The organism is Clostridium amazonense, assembly GCF_056431285.1.
On record NZ_JBWKMH010000010.1, the window covers coordinates 317,208 to 342,527 of the forward strand.

At 26.9% G+C, this 25,320-nt stretch carries 16 protein-coding genes; all 16 read left to right on the forward strand.

The features are described from left to right. The first annotated feature begins 188 nt into the window (after positions 1–188). The 16 genes from mgtE (at position 189) to AC07E4_RS05980 (ending at position 25,288) form a co-directional block, all read left to right on the forward strand. Positions 189–1,535, forward strand: coding sequence for a magnesium transporter (mgtE, locus tag AC07E4_RS05905; RefSeq protein ID WP_040330522.1), 1,347 nt, complete (start codon positions 189–191; stop codon positions 1,533–1,535). An 845-nt stretch (positions 1,536–2,380) separates the two neighbouring features. After that, the gene (locus AC07E4_RS05910) at positions 2,381–2,545 is read left to right on the forward strand and encodes a hypothetical protein (RefSeq protein WP_158644515.1); all 165 of its coding nucleotides are present in this window, start codon (positions 2,381–2,383) and stop codon (positions 2,543–2,545) included. 12 nt (positions 2,546–2,557) lie between these two features. Beyond that, on the forward strand, positions 2,558–3,106 hold the full coding sequence (locus AC07E4_RS05915; protein ID WP_040330521.1) for a class D sortase: 549 nt from the start codon (positions 2,558–2,560) through the stop codon (positions 3,104–3,106). A 50-nt stretch (positions 3,107–3,156) separates the two neighbouring features. Continuing rightward, complete coding sequence (locus AC07E4_RS05920) at positions 3,157–6,738, forward strand: DNA polymerase III subunit alpha (RefSeq protein ID WP_478215929.1); 3,582 nt, start codon at positions 3,157–3,159, stop codon at positions 6,736–6,738. A gap of 494 nt (positions 6,739–7,232) precedes the next feature. Further along, complete coding sequence (locus AC07E4_RS05925; protein ID WP_040330518.1) at positions 7,233–8,867, forward strand: carbon starvation CstA family protein; 1,635 nt, start codon at positions 7,233–7,235, stop codon at positions 8,865–8,867. A 409-nt stretch (positions 8,868–9,276) separates the two neighbouring features. Beyond that, positions 9,277–9,795, forward strand: coding sequence for a DUF8052 family protein (locus tag AC07E4_RS05930; protein ID WP_148361122.1), 519 nt, complete (start codon positions 9,277–9,279; stop codon positions 9,793–9,795). A 614-nt stretch (positions 9,796–10,409) separates the two neighbouring features. Next, the gene (pfkA, locus tag AC07E4_RS05935; RefSeq protein ID WP_040330516.1) at positions 10,410–11,381 is read left to right on the forward strand and encodes a 6-phosphofructokinase; all 972 of its coding nucleotides are present in this window, start codon (positions 10,410–10,412) and stop codon (positions 11,379–11,381) included. A 98-nt stretch (positions 11,382–11,479) separates the two neighbouring features. Beyond that, positions 11,480–13,246 (forward strand): pyruvate kinase, encoded by a 1,767-nt coding sequence (gene pyk / locus AC07E4_RS05940; protein ID WP_478216032.1) that lies wholly within the window; start codon positions 11,480–11,482, stop codon positions 13,244–13,246. A gap of 368 nt (positions 13,247–13,614) precedes the next feature. Next, on the forward strand, positions 13,615–15,645 hold the full coding sequence (locus AC07E4_RS05945) for a methyl-accepting chemotaxis protein (RefSeq protein WP_040330515.1): 2,031 nt from the start codon (positions 13,615–13,617) through the stop codon (positions 15,643–15,645). A gap of 331 nt (positions 15,646–15,976) precedes the next feature. Further along, positions 15,977–18,007: a methyl-accepting chemotaxis protein gene (locus AC07E4_RS05950; RefSeq protein ID WP_478215930.1), complete on the forward strand. Its 2,031-nt coding sequence runs from the start codon at positions 15,977–15,979 to the stop codon at positions 18,005–18,007. A gap of 163 nt (positions 18,008–18,170) precedes the next feature. Continuing rightward, complete coding sequence (locus tag AC07E4_RS05955; protein ID WP_040330514.1) at positions 18,171–18,530, forward strand: DUF1540 domain-containing protein; 360 nt, start codon at positions 18,171–18,173, stop codon at positions 18,528–18,530. Positions 18,531–18,741: 211 nt separating this feature from the next. After that, a complete protein-coding gene (locus AC07E4_RS05960) occupies positions 18,742–19,713 on the forward strand; it encodes an MBL fold metallo-hydrolase (protein WP_478215931.1) in 972 nt (323 codons plus the stop codon). A 164-nt stretch (positions 19,714–19,877) separates the two neighbouring features. Further along, positions 19,878–21,266 carry a 23S rRNA (uracil(1939)-C(5))-methyltransferase RlmD gene (rlmD, locus tag AC07E4_RS05965; protein ID WP_478215932.1) on the forward strand — a complete coding sequence of 463 codons (1,389 nt, stop codon included), beginning with the start codon at positions 19,878–19,880 and terminating at the stop codon, positions 21,264–21,266. Between the two features lie 291 nt (positions 21,267–21,557). After that, positions 21,558–23,054 carry a methyl-accepting chemotaxis protein gene (locus AC07E4_RS05970; RefSeq protein WP_478215933.1) on the forward strand — a complete coding sequence of 499 codons (1,497 nt, stop codon included), beginning with the start codon at positions 21,558–21,560 and terminating at the stop codon, positions 23,052–23,054. A 255-nt stretch (positions 23,055–23,309) separates the two neighbouring features. Next, complete coding sequence (locus AC07E4_RS05975) at positions 23,310–24,035, forward strand: LytR/AlgR family response regulator transcription factor (protein WP_040330510.1); 726 nt, start codon at positions 23,310–23,312, stop codon at positions 24,033–24,035. Then, positions 24,035–25,288, forward strand: a complete 1,254-nt coding sequence (locus AC07E4_RS05980; protein ID WP_040330509.1) for a sensor histidine kinase — start codon at positions 24,035–24,037, stop codon at positions 25,286–25,288. The genes AC07E4_RS05975 and AC07E4_RS05980 overlap by 1 nt, the downstream gene beginning before the upstream one ends. Positions 25,289–25,320: the final 32 nt, after the last annotated feature.

The window sequence follows — 25,320 nt, forward strand, 5'->3', positions numbered from 1 at the left end:
GACTTTTTAGTGTGAGCTAAAAAGTCTTTTATAGTTTGTTTCTAATTTTATTTTAAGAAAGTGTGGTGGTATAAATGGAATCTGGTCCTCATAGTCAGACGTGTTCTAGGGAAAGATATATTAAGCTAGAGGAAGATAGTACGGACATTTATATCACGATTTCCTTTAGCAAATAAGGGAGGAAAAACATGAATATTGAAATAGATAAGGAGAATTTAAAAGAATTTTTACTTTACTCATCATTAGAAGAGATAAATGAAAATATTGAAGATATTCATCCAGCTGATATTTTAGATGTTATACATGAGAATGAAGAATTAATTTGGGATATATTAGGCAAAATACCAGAGTGGATGATAGCACAAATTATAGATGAAGAAGAAGATGACGATAAGAAATTTGAAATATTAAATAAGTTTCCAGAAAGTAAACAAAGAAAAATTGTTGAAGATATGTCATCAGATGAATTAGCAGACTTGTTAGGTACATTAGATGAAGAACAAAGTAATAAACTCTTAGGTATAATGCCCAAAGAAGATGCAGAAGATGTAAGACAACTGTTAACATATGATCCAGATACTGCTGGTGGAATAATGGCAACGGAGTTCATATCAATTAATGAAAGTATGTGTGTAAAAGAAACATTAAAATATCTTCAAGAAGTAGCTCCGGATGCAGAAACAGCATATTATATGTATGTTATAGATAATAATGAGATGTTAAAAGGTGTTGTTTCTTTAAGAGAAATTGTTGTAAGCCCTTTTGATACTCCAATTTCAGAAATAATAAATACCAATGTAATAAGCTTAACTTATGATATGGATCAAGAAGAAGTTGCACATATGTTCGAGAAGTATGGATTCTTACTTATGCCAGTTGTTGACCATAATGATAAGATGCTTGGGATAGTTACCGTTGATGATATTATGGAAATATTAAGAGATGAAACAACAGAAGATATTCACCGTCTTGCAGGTATGGATGAAGGTGAAAAAGTAAATGGTACTATGATTGAATCAGTTAAAAGTAGACTTCCATGGTTATTTGTAAATCTAGTAACAGCAATTATAGCATCGAGTGTAGTAAATTTATTTCAAGGAACAATCAGTGAAGTTGTTATTTTAGCTACATTTATGCCTATTGTTGCTGGAATGGGTGGTAATGCAGGAACACAAACATTAACACTTATTGTAAGAGGTATTGCATTAGGAGAATTAACTGGAGAAAATTCAAGGAAAATATTTTTTAAAGAGTTAGGTGTGGGATTTACTAATGGGATTTCAGTTGGTCTAGTAGCTGCATTGATTGGAATGATTTGGGCAGGAAAGCCTATTTTTGGATTAGTACTTGGCACAGCTATGATATTAAATATGACAGCAGCGACAACAGCAGGTTTTTTAGTTCCAGTTATACTTAAAAAATTAAAAGTAGATCCAGCTTTAGCATCAGCTGTATTTGTTACAACATGTACAGATGTTTTAGGATTCTTTTTCTTTTTAGGATTATCAACAGTATTTATACAATATTTAATATAAAATATGAAAAATGAAAGTTTTGATATGAAACTTTCTTTTTTTATTTAAAAAGACATTATTTAATTTTTTATTTGTCTTCTTATATAGGGTTCCAAGCTGAAAAATGAAATTATTCAAATATTAAATGAGAATAGTAGTATTCCAAGAAACAGTAATTATTTAAAACGTTATTCATAAAAATCTCAAAGAAACTCTAATAAATTTGCCATTTTATTTCCAAGACTAAACGGCTGAATCGACGTCCTGTCTAGGCAGTCGCTGAACCCGTCCTTGGGTTCAGGTCTTGAAAATAAAACACAAATTAATAAGATTTTCTAAATCAATTTTTAAAGAAATACTAATTTAAATAATTCCTGTTTCTTGATGAAATAAAAAAGTTTTTCAATTGATAAATGTGTTATTTGGAATTTGAACTTGTAACCCTATATAGGGTTACAAGCTAAAAATTGAAATTAATCTTATTTCAATTGAGAATTCTAATTAATTTAATGGAAAATTGAAAGTTGAAAATGAATGTAAAAATTGGATTTCCAATTTTAAAAAATTATTTTTTATTAGATTTGCAGAGCAAATTAGTTGAAAACAATATAAAAACGTAGTTTTTATGTATTTTTATTTTAAATATTAGGAATGAAATGAATAATATTAACTATAACTGTCAATTGTCAACTGATTCCCAATATAAATATAGCAATAAACTGTAAGATTAGTACTATTATTTGAGAAAAACATTACTTTAAATTTGAAATTGGAACCCTATAAGTGAAATTAATATTAATTTTCAATTTAGCACTAATTATAGTAAAATAGGCTTATAAAATCTTTATTGGGATGAGGAGGGGGAAATGAATAAAATATTGAAAAAGTCTATTGGTAATATAGTTAAGGCAACATATAAAATAGGTGCTTTAAAAAGTCGCAAAACAGGTATTAAATTAGTTTCAAAAGAAGCTTTGTATGGTATAAAAATAGCGACTAAAGTTAATAAAATAAAGAGAAGTTTAAAATAGGGAGAGAGAAAAGTGAAGGTTGGAAAAATAATTTTTAATTTAGTTGTAATTTTACTGCTGTGTGCAGGTATAGCAATGGTTGGAATTGGTATTAACAATAAGTCTAAAACACAGAAAGCTCAAAATGAATATAAAGAGGCTTTTGAGAAGGGTGTGGATGAAGGAAAGGTACAAGATGAAAGTATTATTTGTATGTTAGAAATACCTAAAATTAATCTAAGTGTTGTTGTAAGAGAAGGAACTGAAGATGGAACTTTAGCATATGCAGTAGGGCATTTTGAAGATACAGCTATGCCAGGTGAAAAAGGAAATTTTGCAGTGGCAGGACATAGAAATTACACAACAGGAGAATTCTTTTTAAAAATTAATGAACTAGTTAAAGGTGATGAGATTAAAGTTACAACATATGAAAATAACTACACATACATAGTAACAGATAGTGAAACTGTAGCACCTAATAATATGGATGTGTTAAAAGAAACAGAAGGTGCAACTATAACATTAGTAACATGTAATGATGACGGAAGTGAAAGATTAATAGTTAGAGGAAATTTAAAATAGGTTAAGAGATTAAGTTGGAAAATGATAAAAACAAAAGAAAGGAGTTATAAATGGAAGAGAATTTAGGCGATTTTGTTCATTTGCATGTTCATACAGGATATAGTCTTTTAGATGGTTCAGGAAAGATTGATAAGCTAGTAAAAAGAGCTAAGGAATTAGGTATGAAGAGTTTAGCAATAACTGACCATGGTGTGATGTATGGATGTGTGGATTTTTATAAAGCTGCAAAAGATGTTGGGATTAAGCCTATTATTGGATGTGAAATATATGTATCATCAAATTCAATGTTCATTAAAGATAATAGAACAGAGAATAAGACCAATCATTTAGTTTTACTTGTGAAAAATGAAAAAGGTTATGAAAATCTAATGGAAATAGTTTCAAAAGCATCAATAGAAGGATTTTATTATAAACCTAGAGTTGATCATGAGTTTTTAGAAAGTCATAGCGAAGGATTAATTGCATTAAGTGCATGTTTAGGTGGGGAAGTACAATCACACTTATTAAAAAATAATAAAGAAAAAGCAAAAGAAGCGGCATTAAGGTTTAAAAAAATCTTTAAAGAGGGATTTTACCTAGAGCTTCAATATCATAACTTACAAGAACAATTAAAAGTAAATGAGATGCTTATAGAACTTTCGAAAGAATGTGATATACCACTTGTATGTACAAATGATGTGCATTACATAAATGAAAAAGATGCTAAATCCCATGATGTACTACTTTGTATACAGACAGGAAAAGTAGTTGAAGATAAAGATAGGATGAGATATCCTTCTAATCAATTCTATTTAAAATCTCCAGATGAAATGAAAAAAGTATTTGGATATATACCAGAGGCATTAGAAAATACAGTTAAAATAGCTGAGGAATGCAATTTTGATTATGAATTTCATAAGTCAAAGCTCCCAAAGTTTCCATTGCCAGAAGGTACTGATGCATATGAGTATTTAAAAAAGGAATGTTATGTTGGATTAATAGAACGATATGATTCCTTTAAGGAACTTAGAGGAAGAGAATATGATTTTGATGCTGTATTAAAAATTGGAGCAGAAAATTCTGAAGCAAAAAACCTTATTGACAGACTTGAATATGAGCTTGGCATAATAAAACAAATGGGATATGTAGATTATTTCTTAATTGTTTGGGATTTTATAAAATATGCAAATGATAATGGAGTGCCAACAGGACCAGGACGGGGCTCGGCTGCAGGAGCAATAGTAGCATATACTTTAGGAATAACTAAAATTGATCCAATTAAATATGGATTGATATTTGAAAGATTTTTAAACCCAGAAAGAGTTAGTATGCCAGATATTGATTCGGATTTTTGTTATGAAGGAAGACAAAAAGTTATAGATTATGTTGTTGAAAAGTATGGAAAAAACAATGTATCACAAATTATAACTTTTGGAACTATGGCACCTAGAGCAGGAATTAGAGATGTTGGAAGAGCTATGAATTATCCATATGCAGAAGTAGATAGAATAGCCAAAATGATTCCAACAGTTTTAAATATAACTATTGATAAAGCATTAGAGATGAATCCAGAGCTAAAGGAAGCTTATGATAATGAAGAAAGAGTCAAAGAACTTATAGATATAGCTAGAGATTTAGAAGGTCTTCCAAGGCATAGTTCAACACATGCAGCAGGAGTTGTTATAGCATCAAAACCACTTGTAAATTATGTTCCACTTCAAAAAAATGAGGATATGATAGTAACACAATTTACAATGGGTACACTAGAAGAACTTGGACTTTTAAAAATGGATTTCCTTGGTTTAAGAACTTTAACTGTAATGAGAGATTGCTTAAGAATTATAAAGAAAAATAAAGGAATTGATATTGACTTAGACAAGATAGATTTTGACGATCATAATGTATATAAAATGATTGGAGAAGGAAAAACAGTTGGAGTATTTCAATTAGAGTCAGCTGGTATGACAAGTTTCATGAAGGAATTAAAGCCAGATTCACTAGAGGATATCATAGCTGGAATAAGTCTTTATAGACCAGGTCCAATGGCTGAAATTCCTAGATATATAGAGAGTAAGAAAAATCCTGATAATGTTAAATATGAAACTAAAGAGTTAGAAGATATACTTGACGTAACTTATGGAGTTATGGTTTACCAGGAACAGGTAATGGAAATAGTTAGAAAGTTAGGTGGGTATTCTTTAGGTAGAAGTGATATGGTTAGAAGAGCCATGTCTAAGAAAAAACATAAAGTAATGGAAGAAGAGCGAAAAAACTTTATTTATGGAATTGTAGATGAAGATGGAAACATAGAAGTACCAGGATGTATTAGAAATGGAATATCTGAAGATGCAGCTAATCGAATATTTGACCAAATGATGGATTTTGCTTCTTATGCATTTAATAAGAGTCACGCAGCATCATATGCTGTAGTTGGATATCAAACTGCATATTTAATGAGATATTACCCAGCAGAATTTATTGCAGCTATGCTAAATTCAGTTAAGGGAATAAGTGAAAAAGTTGCATTTTATATTAGATTTGCAAATCAACTAGGTATAGATGTATTTCCACCAGATATAAATGAAAGTTATTCTGAGTTTACTGTTAATGAAAATAGTATAAGATTTGGGCTTTCTGCTATAAAAAACGTAGGAGACAATGTTATAAAATCAATAGTTCAAGATAGAGAAGAAAAAGGTAAGTTTGTAGGATTGATGGATTTTTGCAATAAGATAGATACATCTATAGTTAATAAAAGAGCAGTGGAGAGTCTAATAAAAGCAGGTGCTTTTGATTCATTAGGAATATATCGTTCAAAACTATCAGCTGTGTTTGAAAGAGTATTGGAAGGTATAAACAATGAAAGAAAAAGAAATGTAAAAGGGCAATTAAGCTTGTTTAATGATATTTTGGAAGATGATAAGCCGGAGGAAGTTGAATTCCCTAATATAAAAGAATTCAATAAAAGGGCATTACTGGCTATGGAAAAAGAAATGACAGGAATATACCTTACAGGACATCCATTAGATGATTACGAAAATTCATTGAAAATGCAAACAAGTCATAAAATATCTGATTTGCTTAAAGATGAGGCTTTGGAAGAAGAAGCTTTAGATGATGAAGTTGAAATACAAGAAAGTAATATGAAAGTAAATGATGGAGATAAAGTTGTAGTTGGTGGGTTAATATCAACAGTAAGTAGAAAAATAACAAAAAATAATACAATGATGGCATTTTTGACGTTAGAAGATATATATGGTTCTATAGAAGTTGTTGTATTTCCCAAAACCTTTGATAAATGTAGAAATATGATAAATGAAGATGAAGTAGTTCTAATTAAGGGAAGAGTAGCAGTAAGAGAAGATGAACAAAATAAGATTTTGTGTGAAGAAATAACACCATTAATTAATATAGGAAAAGATAAAATCTATATATTAATTGAGAATAAGGATAAATTAAAAGATACAACTTCACTTATAAAGCAGGAATTTATAGGTGCTAGGGGGAATACTCCTGTATACTTATGCACTGCAAGTGATAGGAAATCTTATTTATTAGATAAGAGTTATTGGTTGGAAAATGAATATGACACATTAATTTTACTTAAACAATTATTCGGTGAGAATAATGTAAAAATAATAGAAGGCAAATAAAAAACTAAAGTATAGAGGAAAATGAACTATTTCATTCTCCTCTATATTTTTTATGACATATTAAATTTTTTAATATATATAATTAAATACTTGATTTATAAAATTGTAGGGCTTAAAATTAAATTAAAGGTAAAAAAGTAAAATAAATACATTTGTATAATCATAAAATAATATTAGTTTAATATACATTTAGTAAGCACAGATATATAATTAACTTTAAATCTATAGAGTTTATAATTAACTTTTATGCACTTATGTTAACGTATTTATTGAAAGTATTTCATCGAAGTAAAAGTCTACAAGATGTTTAAAAAACATATTATGAGTACACTTAAAAATATTTCCAAAGAATAATATCTTTTTAATTTTAGCTAAATTATTTAAATTTTAAAATAAACTCCTAATTTAAATTAATGTATATCTTTGTAAAATAGCTTATTCTAAGAAACTATATATTTCATGGAGTAAATATTAAAAAGGGGGAGAGTATTTTTATGAATGCAGTAGTTTTATTGTTAGGAGCAGTAGTTATATTTATTATTGCTTATGTAACTTATGGAGCATGGTTAGGAAAAAAATGGGGCATTGATCTAAAGAGACAAACGCCAGCACATACTAAATTTGACAATGTTGATTATGTACCAGCAGATGCGAGAATATTATTGGGTCATCACTTTTCATCAATAGCTGGAGCAGGGCCAATAACAGGACCAATAGTAGCAGCGGTTTTTGGTTGGTTACCAGTATACTTGTGGATATTAGTAGGTAGTATATTTGTTGGAGGAGTTCATGATTATGGTGCATTATTTGCATCAATAAGGCATGAGGGTAAAAGTATTGGAGAGATTATAAAAGATACGTTGGGTAAAAAAGGAAAATTACTATTTAATATATTTGCATGGGCAACATTAATATTAGTTGTTGCGGCATTTACAGATATTTGTGCAGGATCATTTGCTTATGATGCTGCAAAACCTGAAAATTTAGCAGGTGCTCAAGCTGGAACTGCATCAATGCTTTTTATAGTGCTTGCAATAGGTTTTGGATATTTTGTAAATAAAAAAGGCAAAGGTGTAGGGGTATCCACTGTTGTTGGAGTAATACTTTTATTCTTATGTGTATGGATTGGGTACATGTTCCCAGTTATAAAACTAGGGAAAGGTGCTTGGATGATAATATTAATAATATATATAGCAGCAGCATCAATAATGCCAGTGTGGATATTATTACAACCTAGAGATTATTTATGTTCATTCTTACTATATGCAATGTTAATTGGTGGAATTATAGGTATATTTGTAAGTCATCCAAGTTTAGAAATAGCATCATTTACAGGATTTACAAATGTTAGAGGAGAGACATTATTTCCATTCTTGTTTGTAACAGTTGCATGTGGAGCAGTTTCAGGTTTCCATTCATTAATTGGATCAGGAACTTCTTCTAAACAGATAGATAAAGAAGGCGATGCAAGACTTATAGGATATGGTGCAATGCTAATAGAAGGTATTGTAGCAGTAGTTGCTCTTATAGCAGTTGGAGCATTTGCAAAAACAGAAGGTGCACCGGCAACAGTATTTGCAAATGGATTAGCAAGTTTTATGAATGGATTTGGAGTACCTGTTGATGTAGGTAGAGTATTTGTACTTTTAACATTTTCAGCTTTTGCATTAACAAGTTTAGACTCAGCAACAAGAATTGGTAGGTATATATTCCAAGAAACTTTTGAAGAAACAAAAGGTGAATTGAAGAAAACATGTACTAATAAGTGGTTTGCAACAATAATTACAGTTGTAGCAGCAGGACTTTTAACAGTTTGTGGTTATGAAAAAATTTGGCCAATATTTGGTTCTGCCAATCAACTATTAGCTGCTCTAGCACTTTTAGCATTAAGTGCATGGTTATTAAAAATGGGAAGAAGTTATGTAATGGCAATAGTTCCTATGGTATTTATGTTTATTGTAACAATTACAGCTTTAGTTATACTTATCTATAAAAACTTATTTGCTGGTGGAACTATAGTATTAGGAATATTGGGGCTATTATTATTAGTAGTAGCAATACTTTTACTAATAGAAGCATATAATCAACTAATAAAAAATAAGAATAAATCAACAACAAAACAAGCGTAAAATCAAATATAAAAGTATATATAAAGAGAACTTTTGATTTAAGTTCTCTTTTATTAATATAGGGTTCAAATCTCAAATTTTAAATAATAGCTTTTTCAAATGATACTACTAATATTACAGCTAATTCCAATTATTGTATCTAGAACCAATTACTGATTAACAGTTAACAATTAACAATTAACAATTATGGTAGATATTATTAACTTCGTTCTTAATATTTATGAATAAAAGTTCATAAAAACTAAGTTTTTATATAATCTTTAATTAATTTGTTCTACAAATTATTTTAAAAATTCCTTAAAAAAACTGAGCTTTCAGTTTTATCCTTCATTGTTAATTGTTAATTTTTTTACTATATTTTAAATTGCTTTTGCTCAATTGGAATAAGAGTAATTTATGGGAGGGGAAAATGATGAATAATAGTGATGAATATATTGAAAAATTAAGTAAAAAATATGAAAGGAATTTCAAGATTTATAAGGATGAAGTTATAGAAAATAAGAAAATAAATTTGTATGCAAGTTATAAAAATATAGCAGGAAGAACTTTTATAACTAAAAATGATGTTATAGATAGATATGAGATTAATGAGCATTGTTTAATAAAGAAGTTTGACAATATAAACAAAGATATTTTAATGGATTTTTGGGAATATGGAAAGAAGCTTACAGAGGTTTTAGTAAAACCTCATAGTGAACATAAGAGTAGTGATATAACATTAGTGATGATATGCAATGAAAGTCCTAGAGAAGATGAAATAAAGGCTATAAAAAGATTAAAGTATAGTAAGTTATATAAATTATCTTTTTATGGAAGTAGTCAAGTTAATTTAATTCTTGTAGATATAAATAATAAGAAAGTTTACAGTAGTAAAATGGCTAAGAACTTGAAAAAGGTTTATGCTCCTGAAGTTGTTTCAGTGATATAGGGTTCCAAGTTCAAATTTAAAGTAATGTCTTTCTCAAATGATATTATTAAGCTTACAGTTTATTTTTATATTTGGAACCAAGTAAGAATTAAGAGTGAAAAGTTATAGTTGATATTACTCACTTCGTTCCTAATATCTAAAAATGGAAATGCTTAAAAACTACGTTTTTATATTGTTTTCAACTAATTTGCTCTGCAAATTTGATAAAAAATTATTCTTTAAAATTGGAAATACAATTTTTATATTCACTATAAACTGTCAATTGATAAATTATATTAAATTAAAAATAAGGAATAAAATAAAAGTATCATTTTTTTTATAGTCTTGTGATAATTTATATAGTGAATTATTTAAAAATATAAATGTAAAACTTAAAATGTAGTGTAAAACAAAGTTTATTCTTTTAAAATTAAAGATGAAACACTATAAAAAAGTATTTATATTATTAGTATTGGAAACTATAATTAATAAAAAGTAAACTTTTATGTTAAAAATAGATGAAACTCATTGATAAAAATACAAAATTTGCTTACTATTTATAATATAAAGTAATTTTATAAATTTAAGGTTCACATTGAAATCTTATAGTGTAGGTGAAGTATAGGAGGTTTTTTATGAAAACAATAGGCGTTTTAACAAGTGGCGGCGATTCACCCGCAATGAATGCTGCTATACGAGCAGTTGTAAGAATGGGAACAGATAATAATTTAAGAATATTAGGTGTTCAAAATGGATATAACGGACTTGTAGAAGGGAATATTATTGAATTAGATAGAAATTCAGTAGCAGATATAATTCATAGAGGTGGAACAATACTTAAAACCGCAAGAAGTGAAGAATTTAAAACCCTTGAAGGCAGAGAAAGAGCTAAAAAGGTTATGGATGTTTTTAAGATGGATGCGCTTGTTGTTATAGGTGGGGATGGTTCATTTAAAGGAGCGGAACTTTTAAGTGAACTAGGTGTTCAAGTTATAGGGATTCCAGGAACTATAGACAATGATTTAGCTTATACAGATTATACAATAGGATTCGATACAGCACTTAATACTATATTAGATTGTATAAATAAAATAAGAGATACATCAACATCTCATCAAAGAATTAGTATAGTAGAAGTTATGGGCAGAGAATGTGGAGATTTGGCATTATTTGCAGGCATAGCAGGTGGAGCTGAAAATGTAATTATACCAGAAGTAGAATTTAGTTTTGATGAAATATGTGCATCAATATTTGAAGGGAAAACTAAAGGTAAAGTCCACAATTTAATAATATTAGCTGAAGGTGTGGCTAAAAATATAGGTGGAGCAGAAACACTAGCAAAACAGTTAGAAGATGTGACAGGAATTGAATGTAGAGCAACGGTACTTGGATATATACAAAGAGGTGGAAATCCTAGTGCATTTGATAGAATTTTAGCATCTAAATTAGGTGCAAGAGCAATTGAATTACTAATTGATGGGAAAACAGCAAGAGCAGTTGGAATGAAAAATGGAGAAGTTATGGATATAGATATAAAAGATGCATTAGCAATGGAAAAGGATTTTGACCAAAAGTTATATTATATATCTAGAGCTTTATCCTATTAAAAATATATTTTATTAAAATAAATAATAACTGGGGTGAAAAAATGAAAAATATAGAGGGCTATACAGAAGAAGAACAAGTTGTAGAGAGGATGAAACGTATGAAAAAGACAAAAATAGTGTGTACAATAGGACCAACTACAGATGACAAAGAAATAATAAAAGAACTTATGAAAAATGGAATGAATGCAGCTAGACTTAATTTTTCACATGGAAGTCATGAAGAACATAAAAATAGAATTGACATGATAAAGGAAGCTAGAAAAGAATTAAAAAAACACATAGCTATAGTATTAGATACTAAAGGCCCTGAAATTAGAACTCATAAATTCGAAAATGATACAGTAGAACTTGTACAGGGAACAGAATTCTCTATATATTGTGGAGAAGAGATTTTAGGGGATGAAACTAAATGTTCAGTAACATATAGTAATTTAAATGAAGATATTGAACCTAAAGATATAATTTTAATAAATGATGGATTAGTAGCTTTAGAAGTTGTAGAAGTAGAAGATAAAGTTATAAAAACCATTGTTAAAAATTCAGGTGTTATAGGAAATAATAAAGGTATAAATGTACCTAATGTAGCAATAAATTTACCTGCTCTTACAGAAAAAGATGTTTCAGATTTAAAATTTGGTGCTGCCAATGAAGTTGATATTGTAGCTGCATCTTTCATAAGAAAAGCATCTGATGTATTAGATATAAGAAAAGTTTTGGCTAAAAATGGAGGAGAATCTATACAAATATTCTCTAAAATTGAAAATAGACAGGGTGTTAATAATATAGATGAAATAATAAAATTCTCAGATGGAATAATGGTAGCAAGAGGAGATCTAGGTGTTGAGATTCCAGCAGAAGAAGTGCCAGTAGTTCAAAAAATGATTATAGAAAAATGTAATATAGCTGGAAAACCAGTAATTACAGCTACTCAAATGTTAGATTCTATGATAAGAAATCCAAGACCGACTAGAGCAGAAGCATCAGATGTTGCAAATGCTATATTTGATGGAACTGATGCAATAATGTTAAGTGGTGAAACTGCTAATGGAAAGTATCCAATAGAAGTTGTAAAGACAATGGCTAATATAGCTAAAACAGCAGAAAAACACATAAATTATGACTCAAAATTATACCATAGTAGAAAAAGTCATATTCCAAATGTTTCAAATGCAATAAGTTTAGCAACATGTACAACAGCAATAGAATTAAATGCAGCAGCAATAATAACAGCAACACAAAGTGGCCATACAACTAAGCAAGTTTCTAAATATAGACCACAATGTCCAATTATAGCAGTAACTCCAAGTGAGAAAGTTGCAAGAAGTTTGGCTTTAAATTGGGGTGTATATTCAATAACAACAGAAAAAGTAGATAATACAGATGAACTTATGGATAAATGTGCAAAAGTTTCATTAGATGCAGGATATGTAAAAAGAGGAGATCTTGTTGTAATGGTAGCTGGAGTTCCAGCAAACTTTGTGGGAAGTACTAATATGATGAAAGTTCATATTATTGGAGATATATTATTACAAGGAATTGGAACAATTGAAAAAACATCATATGGAACAGCTTTCTATGCAGAAAATGCTAAAGATGCACAAGATAATATGCCATCAGGAAGCATTTTAGTTGTAAATAGATTAGGACGAGAATATATTGATTTAATAGATAAAGCTGAAGCTATAATAGTAGAAGAAGATGAAATGAGTTCAAGTGTAATAATAGAATGTACATCTAAAGATATTCCTATAATATACAATTCAGCAGATGCAAAATCAATAATAAAAACAGGTTCATTTATAACTATTCACTCTAAAAAGGGTGTTGGAATAGTTTATAGCGGAAAAGCAAATGTAAGTAAATAAAAAAAATAAATAAAAATTAAAATAATAGGTTTTCAAACTAAATTTTTTTTAGTATAATAATACTTTATAGGTTATCCATAAAATTTTTATACATGAATAATAGTGTAAAAAGATGGATAAAATTAAGAGGAATATGTTTGGCAACTGATTTATTTATTATTGACACCCTTAGGGGTGTTCTTTTTTGTGTAAATTTATAAGTTTTCATAATAATGCTGTTTACATATTCTTTGTATAATATATATAATAATGTTGTATATATGTAAATTTTTTGTTAAGAAAATGGGAAAACAAACGAAAAAAGTATATATAAGTATACATTTACATTTAATTTAAAGTGTTATTATGTGTATATTGGGGGGGTTTTTATGAGAAAAGCAAATATTAAAAATAATGAAAGAAGTATAGCATCAAAACTATTAATAAGTTTTATTGTAGTTACATTTGTAATATGTAGCTCATTAAGTCTAATATCTGGAATTATATCATCTAAAGCATTACATAATCTATTAAATATATCATTGCCAGAAACAACAGAGATGTGTTCATCATACATAGAGCAAATTATAAAAAGTGATAAAAGAGTAGTAGAAAATATTGCATTAGAAAATGATATAAAAAATAGTAGAGTTTCAATAGAACAAAAGATAAAAATTTTAGAAAATTATTTAGAGCCTAATAATTTTTTTAGAATAGGAATAGCAGACAAAAATGGAAATGGTGTTTTCAATGATAGTAAATTAAATGTATCTGAAAGAGAGTATTTTAAAGAGGCATTAAAAGGAAAAACAACAATTAGTACACCTATGCCAAGTATTAATGAAAAAGATAATGGTGCAGTAATAATTGGGTATGCTACACCAATAAAAGATGAAAAAGGGAATGTGGATAGTGTATTAATGGCAATAAGTGATGCATCAGTATTTAGCGACATAGTAAAAAATATAAATTTAGGTAAAGGTGGAGAAGCTTTTGTAGTTAATAGTACAGGACAGGTTGTAGCAGATAAAGATATTGAATTGGTCGGCAAACTTAATTTAAAAGAAGAATGTGAAAAAAATCCAAAATTTAAAGATCTTAAAGATCCATTAAATAGAATGTTATCTGAAGAAAATGGTATTGAGGAATATGGAAAAGGAACAGGAGCTATATTTTTAAGTTTTGAAAATATTAAAGATACAGATTGGACTGTAGGTATTCAAATGGAGAAAGGTGAAATTTTAAAAGACTTAAAAAATATGCAATTGTATATATCCATAGTAGCTTTAACATGTTTAGTACTAGGCAGTTTAATTATATTTTATCAAATAAGACCAATAGGTAAAATGTTAAAAGAAGCAACAAATACATTAGATACACTTGCTAATGGAGATATGACTGTAGAAGTAAAAAACAATTTAGTTAATAGAAAAGATGAAATTGGATTAATGGCTAAGGCTATGAAAAATATGCAACAATCCATTAATTTAGCAATAAGTACGGTAAAAGAAAATGCAGATATGATAGATTCATACAGTGAAAATTTAGCTAGTGTATCAGAAGAAATGTCAAGCTCAACAGATTCAGTAGCAATCTCTATACAAGATGTTGCAAAAGGAACAGAAAGTCAATCTGAAGACATGAATAGCATGGTAACAATGTTTGATGATTTTAATACAAGTATAGAAGAAGTTATGAGATCTATTAGAGAAATAGGAAAAGAAAATAGAAATATTTATGATTTATCAGAAAAAAATAATACAGATATGAATAGAGTTGTTATATCTGTAAAAAATGTAAATGAAGCATTTGAAAACCTAGTAAATAAAGTTAATTCAGTTGAAGGTAACATGAATAAGATAAATGAAATTATAACGGTTATGAATAGTATATCAGAGCAAACTAACTTACTAGCATTAAATGCTGCAATTGAAGCTGCACGTGTAGGTGAAGAAGGCAGAGGTTTTGCTGTTGTTGCAGATGAAATAAGAAAACTTGCAGAACAAAGTAAATTATCAGCTAATGATATTACAGAATTGCTTAACACTGTATTTGATGAAACACATATTATGGTTGACACAACTGCTAATGTAAAAAATGAAATAGATTCTCAAGGCGATATAATTAATAATGCTATTGAGACATTTGAAAAAATAAAATACGCAGTTGATGATATGAATCCTAAAATTCAAAATAGTGAAGCTATGGGAAACATTATAATTCAAAAGAAAGATGAAATAAGTAATAAAGTACAAAATGTTATGTCAGTGTCAGAAGAAGTATCAGCATCATCAGAAGAAATAGCAGCTATATCAGAAGAAATGAATGCTTCATCAGAAGAAGTAGCAAGCTCAGCTTTAAAATTGACAGAAATGACAAAAAGTATGAAGGATGAAATAAATAAATTTAAAATACAATAGCATATATAGAAAATATTATTATATAAAAAGAGAGAATTTACTAAAAGGTTCTCTCTTTTTATTATTTATTTATATTAATTAAATTTCATATAGTTCATTTATTCTACATTTAATTTGAATATATAACTTTTAAAAGAAAAAAAGTATAAAATTTTTAATAAAAGTAAAATTAAACTAAAATTAAAGGAAAAGTATAAAATAATAAATATTCCATACGAGAATTAATATGTCAATGTTCATGACGTTAAGAAAATTATATTTTTAAATTATGTTTTTTTAATGTGATGAATATTATGGTGATAAATTATAAAGTAATTATGGAGGAATTAGAATGAAAAAAATTTTTGAAATGAGCTCAAAAAGCATTGGTTCAAAGCTAATTGCTACATTTATTGGTATTATACTTTTAATATCGTTATTGTTAGCAGCTATATCAATATATGTATCGGAGAGAGCTTTAGAAGACTTGTTAGGGGATACATTACCACAAACAACTAATATGTGTGCAAATTATATATATGAAAATATAGAAACTAGTTCGCTGGTAATAGAAAATATAGCATTACAAGATAGGATAATGGACGATAATATATCAAATAAAGAAAAAGTTAAAATTTTAGAGTCAAACATTGAAGTGAATGGATTTTTAAGATTAGGTATTGCAGACAAAGAAGGTAATGTTATTTTCAATAATAGTAGCACTAATATTAAGGAAAGAGAATATTTTAAAGATGCTATGAATGGAAAAACAGTAATAAGCAATCCTATGAAAAGTGTAAATGAAATAGATAATGGAAAATTAATTAGTGTATATGCAACTCCTATTAAAAATTCAAAAGGAGAAGTTCATAGTGTTATAGTAGCAGTTAAAGAAGCAAATGTATTTAGTGATACTGTAAAAAACATAGAAATTGGAGGATGTTCAGAGGCATATATAATAGATAATAGTGGTGAAGTGATAGCATCAAAAAATGAAAGTGATGTTGGCAATTTAAATTTAAATGATGAAGTATCTGCTGGTGGCAAATTTGAAGGATTCAAAGAATCATTAGAAAATATGATTAAAAATGAACAAGGTATAGAAATATATAAAAATAAAAGTGGAGAGAGTATATATTTAGCATATCATAATATTCCACAAACAAATTGGACATTGGGAGTGGAAATCAGTAAAAATGAAATTTTAAAGTCAGTAACAATTATTAAAATTGTTTCAATAATAGTATCTTTAATATGTGCTACATTAGGTGGATTAGTTGTATTTTATCAAGTTAGAGGTATAAGCAAGGCATTAAAAAAATCAACTAGTTTTATTGATAATATGTCTAAAGGTGATATGACAGCTGAATTTGATGAGAATTTAATCGTGAGAAGTGATGAAATTGGAATAATGACTAAAGCCATGAAAAATATGCAACAATCAATAAATTCTGCTATAAGTACTGTAAAAGAAAATGCAGATATGATAGATTCATATAGTGAAAATTTAGCTAGTGTATCAGAAGAAATGTCAAGTTCAACAGATTCAGTAGCAAATTCTATACAAGATGTTGCAAAAGGAACAGAAAGTCAATCTGAAGACATGAATAGCATGGTAACAATGTTTGATGACTTTAACACAAGTATAGAGGAAGTTATGAACTCTATTAGAGAAATAGGAGAGGAAAATAAAAATATTTACGATTTGTCAGAAAAAAATAATACAGATATGAATAGAGTTGTTATATCTGTGAAAAATGTAAATGAAGCATTTGAAAATCTAGTAAATAAAGTTAATTCTGTTGAAGGAAATATGAATAAGATAAATGAAATTATAACAGTGATGAATAGTATATCAGAGCAAACTAATTTACTAGCATTAAATGCTGCGATTGAGGCTGCACGTGTAGGTGAAGAAGGAAGAGGTTTTGCTGTTGTAGCAGATGAGATAAGAAAACTTGCGGAACAAAGTAAATTGTCTGCTAATGATATAACTGGATTACTTAATACTGTATTTGATGAAACACATATTATGGTTGATACAACTGCAAAAGTGAAAAGTGAAATAGATTCTCAAGGAGATATAATTAATAATGCTATTGAGACATTTGAAAAAATAAAGGATGCAGTGGATGAAATGAACCCTAAAATTCAAAATAGTGAAGCTATGGGTAATGTTATAATTGAAAAGAAGAATGAAATAAGCAATAAAGTTCAAAATGTTATGTCGGTATCAGAAGAGGTTTCAGCATCATCAGAAGAAATAGCAGCTATATCAGAAGAAATGAATGCTTCATCTGAAGAAGTAGCGAGTTCAGCAATGAAATTAACAGAAATGACAAAAGAAATGAAAGAAGAAGTTAATAAATTTAAAATAAAATAAAATAAAATAAATGTAGAAAAATGCTATTAAATAAAATTATTTAATAGCATTTTTTATACATAAAATATTCCTATTTTCACACAATATATCTATATAAGAAAATTAAACATTAAATTTATTTTAGTGCTTTAATGAAATATTTAATGAAATAGGATGTGATTTTATGAGTGGAACACTAAGTTGCACAGCACGAAATTGTCTATATAATGGAAATGGTTTATGTACAGCTAACACCATTAAAATAAGTGGAAGAGATGCAGAAAGCAGTATATATACTCAATGTGATACTTTTGCAGAACAAGGATTAAGAAATTCTTTATCCAATATATTTAATGTAAATATTGGAGGAGAAATAATGCAAGCATTTAGCAATACATCAATAGAAATGTCACCTCACATACAATGTGATGCTCAAAAATGTATGTACAATATGGGAAACACATGTACTGCAGATTATATATACATAAATGGTCATGCTGCATTATCAAACATAAGAACAGAATGTGAAACCTTTAGGAAATAAACATATTTTAAGGAGCTTGAATTTAGCTCCTTTTTTAGCAGTAAAATTATACTTGTAAATTAATTAAAAGTATAAATCTATCCATTAAATATGAAGTTGTAATGTCAATTAATAATCTTATAGTCAATATATTTAAATTTTATAAAAATAGAGGTGAATTTGAATTATTAATAGAATTTATAATTGAGGCAATGTATAGGGGGATAGCAATATGTTAAAAGAAGTTTATAAAAATATTTACGTAAATGAAATACCATTACCTAAAAATCCATTGAAAGCAATAAAAAGCTATATAATTAAATCAAAGGATAAAAATTTAATTATAGATACAGGATTTAATATAGAAGAATGTAGAGATGTATTTTTTAAAGGAATTGAAGAATTAAAGTTGGATTTTAACAAAACAGAATTATTTTTAACTCATTTACATTCGGATCATTCAGGTATGGCATCAGAACTTTTTAAAAAAGGCGTAAAAATTTATGCTAGTGAAAAAGATGGACAACTTATAAATAAAATGACAACTATTGAGTACTGGGAAAACTTTGAAAAAAGAAAAGTTTGTTTTGACCTAGAAAAAGATAATGTTTCATATAGTAATCATCCAGGATACAAATATTGTCCTAGAGAAAAAATGAATTTTACATTTTTAAAAGATGGAGATAAATTGGAGGTTGGGGAATATAATTTTAAAGTTATAGATATATCAGGACATACTCCAGGACAAATTGGACTTTATGATAAGGAACATAAAATATTCTTTTGTGGAGACCATATTTTAGATAGAATAACTCCCAATATAACATTTTGGAGTTTTGAAATGGATGCGTTAAAAGTATATTTTGAAAATTTAAACAAAATATATGATTATGATATAAAATATTTATTTACAGCACATAGAAGTGATGTAAGTGATCATAAACAACGAATAAATGAAATTTTTCATCATCATAATGAAAGAATAAATGAGATATTAGACATAGTAAAAAGTGACAAGAAAAGTCCTAGAGATATAGCCACAGAGATGACTTGGGCAATTAGATGTAAAGATTGGGATGATTTTCCGAATTCACAAAAATGGTTTGCAGTAGGGGAAGTAATGGCTCATTTACAATACTTAAAAAATTTAGGTAAGGTAAAAGAAGATATAAATAATAACATAATGTATTATAAAGCTATTTAAAGTAGAAATCAGAATAAATTCTATCAATTTGTTCTGATTTTTACTTTACTATGCTTTAAAAATAAGTTGTTTTTTGATAAAATAGATAAATGTGAAATTTTAAGAGAAACTAATAATATTATTATATAAATTGAAAAAGTCCTTATTAATGAAAGGTGATTTTTATGAGTAAAGAAAATAAATTTAATAGTACAGTTGAAAAAAATCAAGAATATATAGTTGAGATTGAAAATAATGGACATCAAGGTGAAGGTGTAGCAAAGATAGATAATTTTACTGTTTTTATAGACGGTGCATTAAAAGGTGAAAAAGTAAAAATAAAAATAATAAAAGTTAATAAAAATTATGGAGTAGGAAAATTATTAGAGGTTATAGAAAAATCTGATTATAGATCAGAACCAGTATGTGTGACTTATAAAAGATGTGGAGGTTGTAACTTACAACATACAACATATGAATCGCAATTAGAATTTAAAACGGAAAGAGTTAAAGAAGTTTTAAAGAGAATAGGGAAATTAGATGATGTAAAAGTACATAATACTTTAGGTATGGAACATCCATACAATTATAGAAATAAAGTTCAATTACCCGTTGGAAAAAATAAAGATGGTGAAGTTTTAGTAGGATTTTATGCTCCAAGAAGTCATGATATTATAAATATGGAATGCTGCTATATTCAAGATGAAGTTGGAGATAAGGTAATAAGTATAACTAAAGAATGGATAAAAGAATTCAATATACCAACATATAATGAAGAAACTAATACTGGAATAGTTAGACACATAATGATAAGAAAAGGCTTTAAGACAGGTAGTGTAATGGTTGTTATAGTAACTAATGGAAATAAGCTACCTAACAGTGAAGAATTTGTGGATAACATTAGAAAAAATATAGAAAATGTGGATAGTATTATACAAAATATAAATGATAAGAAAACTAATGTTATATTAGGACAAAAATGCAAAGTTTTATATGGAAGTGAAACTATTACTGATTTTATTGGTGAATTTAAATTTAATATATCTCCATTATCATTTTTCCAAATAAATTCATTACAAACAGAAGTTTTATATAATAAAGCTTTAGAATATGCAGATTTAAAAGGTAATGAAGTAGTATTTGATGCTTACTGTGGGACAGGAACTATATCATTATTTTTATCACAAAAGGCTAAAAGAGTGTATGGGGTAGAGATAATACCACAAGCTATAGAAAATGCAATAAGAAATGCCAAAGAAAATAATGTAAAGAATGCACAATTTATAGTTGGAGAAGCTGAAAAAGAAATACCTAAGTTAATAGAAAATGGTGTTAAAGCAGATGTAGTAGTTGTTGATCCACCAAGAAAAGGTTGTGAAGAAAGCTTATTACATGCAATAGCTAAAATGGCGCCAGAAAAAATTGTTTATGTTTCATGTGATCCAGCAACATTAGCAAGAGATTTAAATATATTAGATACATTAGGTTATAAAACATTAGAAGTACAGCCAGTAGATATGTTTCCACAAACACATCATGTTGAAAATGTAGCAAAGTTAGTAAGAGATATATAAATTAGATATTGTAAATATGAAGTAAGGATTGGGATAAATTTCCTGATCCTATTTTAAATTGTATCAATTTATTATGAAATACAAGTTAGAACAATTAATGATATGTCTTTTTTAGGTTTTAAAAATAAAGGCAAAAATTTAATTTGAAACACAATAATTTCAAAAAAATATATTAAAACAATATAAATAAATATGAAAATAAGTAAAAATATAGATTTTGAATTAAAGATTATGATGAAAAATGTCGATATTTACACTAAAGTTAAAGTTAAAGTTAAAAGAGGTGTAAAAATGGAAAAAGAGTCGCATTTTAGTTTTGAAAAAATACATAAGGTTAATTATATAACGATAATAGGTATATGTTTACTTATGAGTTTAACAACTATATCTATGAATAACTTTGAAATACGTATAGATGAGTTATTGCCATTCATAATAGTTAGTATACTTTCAACAGCAATATATTTTTTCAAAATAAAGGATATAATAAAAGCAATGTCTTTTAGTTGTATTATTATACTTTCTAATGTAGGATATTTATTATTAGGAAGTTTTAATGAAAAAACTGTTGCAGCAGATATATTAGTTTTTGTTGCAGGAATTATATGTTCAGCATTATATTTTAACAAAAAACTATTAATTATTAATGCAATGATTTTAGATATTTGTATTATAATTATATTCTTTATTAATCCTAGCAGTATTTTAAGTGGGAAATTTTCAATATCAAGTATGTTAAATTTCTTTGCTATATTAAATGGAGTTATAATATTAATTTATTTCCTTACTATTTGGGGAAGTAAGTTGATTGAAGCTGCAAACAAAAAATCTTTAGAAAGTAAAGAACTTATAGAAAAGTTAAATTTAATTCTGATAAATATTAAAGAAAACACTACTAATTTAGATGATAACATAGATGTATTTTCAAAAGATATTATGCTTGTTAATACGAACAGTAATAATATAAATGTTAATATGAGTGAAATAAATAATGGAGTTCAAAACATAGCACATAGTATTTCAGGAATAAATTTAGGAATAAGTAAATCAAGCTCATCATTAGATGAAGTTAGAAATATATCAAACAAAATATATGAAACATCAAATGATATGAGAAAAAATGTTATTAGTGGAGCTAAAGAAATTAAATCAATGAATGATACTATGAGAATGATAAGAAGCTCTGTAAATGTATCACTTGAAACAGTCAATGTATTAAAAGAAAGTATTGATAAGATAAACAATGAAATTAATAATATTTATGAAATATCAGAGCAAACTAATTTACTAGCACTAAATGCAAGTATTGAAGCTGCTAGAGCGGGGGAATATGGAAAAGGATTTTCAATAGTAGCGGAAGAAGTAAAAAAATTAGCTGAAGAGACAAATGATATTGTAAAAAATGTTTATGACATTATTACTGAAATTAATAATAGTACTAAAGATGCTGTTGTTAAAGTAGCTGATGGAAATGTTTCAGCAGAAAAAGGAATAAAAGTTGTAAATAATGTACATGATGCTTTTAGTGAAATAGAGGATTATTTTGAAATAATTAGTAAATATATATATGAAGAACATGCATTTATTGAAAATGTAATAAATAATTTCAATCCTATGAAAAATGAAATTGAAGGTATTGGAAATATTACCGAAGAACATTTAGTGTCTACTGATGAGATTGAAAAATTAATTAATGAACAAGGTGAAAAAATTAATTCAATGACTTTATCAATAGATGAAATTAAATTGTTAAGTAAAAACTTAAAAGAGCTTTCATCTAGCCGATAGTATATAGAGCAAATGCACATTAAAATTTGAGCATTTGCTTTTATTATATTTTATATAAATTTACATTAATGTTACTATTTAATATAAAAAAGTATAAAATAGAACATGTTATAGTATATACAGTATAAATTTGGCAAAAAAATTGTTTATTAAGTAGAAAGAAAAAAATCTTTTGATATAATAAAAATATAGTTATTGAATTTCAATAGATAAATAAATTTCTATGGTTAATTATAAATTTATGGAGGTTAATTTATGATAAAGATTGCAATCTGCGATGATGAAAAGTGTACATGCTCAGCTATTGAAAATATTGTATTGGAATATGGAGAGGAAAAAAATTTAGAAATAGATACAGAGGTATTTTATTCAGGAGAAAAACTTTGTGATTATTTGGAAAAAAATGATTATTTTGATATAATATTTTTAGATATTGAATTAGAAAACTTGAATGGTGTAGAAGTAGGTCGATTTTTAAGAAATACATTAAAAAATCAAACTACTCAAGTTATTTATATATCTTCCAAGGAAAGTTATGCTATGAAATTATTTAAAATAAGACCTTTAGATTTTCTTATTAAACCTATTGTGGATAAAGAGATAAAAGAAGTATTAAATAGTGCATTTAATTTAATTGATAAAGAAAATGAATTTTTTGATTTTAGTATTAGAAAAGCGTTATATAGAATTCCACTTAAAGAAATTCTGTATTTTACAAGTGAAGGTAAAAAAATAAAGATAGTAACAATGAATGATAAAGAAGAACAATCATTTTATGATAAATTGGAAGATGTAAGAGATAGGTTGCCTAAAGATAAGTTTTTACTTATACATAAATCATATTTAGTTCAGTTTAATTATATTATGGAGTATAAATATGACTGTTTAAAAATGATTAATGGAGATGTACTTAATATTAGTCAATCTAATAGAAAAGAAGTTAGGCTTAAACTTATGAAACATAGAAAGGAGAATAAATAGTGGGAACAGATTGTGAGTTAGTTAATTTAGCATCAAATTTGTTCAGGGTATATGTTATCTATAGATTTGCAGGGGTTTTTTATAATAGAGAATTTATAAATAAAAAGTTAGAGTTAATACTATATTTTATATTTTATATTACAACAAGTGGTATATATGTAATTTTCAATGTTCCACTTTTAAATATTATATCAAATATTGTAGGTTTATTAATAATAGTATCTATTTATAATGACACCATACTAAAAAAAATATTATCAGTTGTATTAATTTATGTTATTAATATGGTGGCTGATAGTTTTATAGTTTTTTTGTTAGGTCAAAACGTTTCCAATGTACATCTTAGTGGTGTAGAAAGCATAATATCTACATTAATTATTTTTATATTGGAGTTAATTGTTGAAAAAATAGTGTCTACTAAAAATCAGTTTGAATTGTTAGCCAAGCATGGCGTTTTTTTAATTGCAATACCAACTATAAGTATTTTTATGATAGCAATTTTAGTTTTTAATTCAACAGAGAAAATGATGATTATTTCAGAGAGTACTTTTATACTATTTATTAATATGGTTATATTCTATCTATATGATTCTATTATAAAATCATATGAAGAAAAGTATTCTAAAGATTTATTAGAGCGTCAATTACATAGTTATGATAATCAATTAAAAATTATAGAAAAATCACAAAATAATATAAAATCATTAAAGCACGATATAAAACATCACTTATTACAACTTATGGATATGGCTAAAAAAAATAATGTTAAAGAAATAGTAGAGTATTTAAATACAATGGATGAATTTATAAAAAATCCAGATGAATACGTGAATACTGGAAATAATGCTATAGATATAATATTGAATTATATGATTTTAGAAGCAAAAAAAATAACAGATAATATTAAGGTGAAAGTTTGTATTCCAGAGGATATAAAACTAGACAAATTTGATATGAATATTATACTAGGTAATTTACTAAAAAATTCCATTGAAGCTTTAGAAAAATGTAAAAATAGAGAATTGGATATTTTTATTCAATATGATAAAGGAGTTTTATATATAAGTATAAAGAATAATTATAACGGTGTAATAAAGAAGCAAAATGGAAAAATAATTACAAGTAAAAATGATAAAAAAATGCATGGTATAGGGTTATCTAATGTAGAGAAAATTGTAGAAAAATATGATGGGATGTTAACTATAGAAGAGGAAAAAAGCTACATAATAGTGGATGTTTTGTTGTATATATGACAAGAAGATATTAAAAAATATACACAAAACTG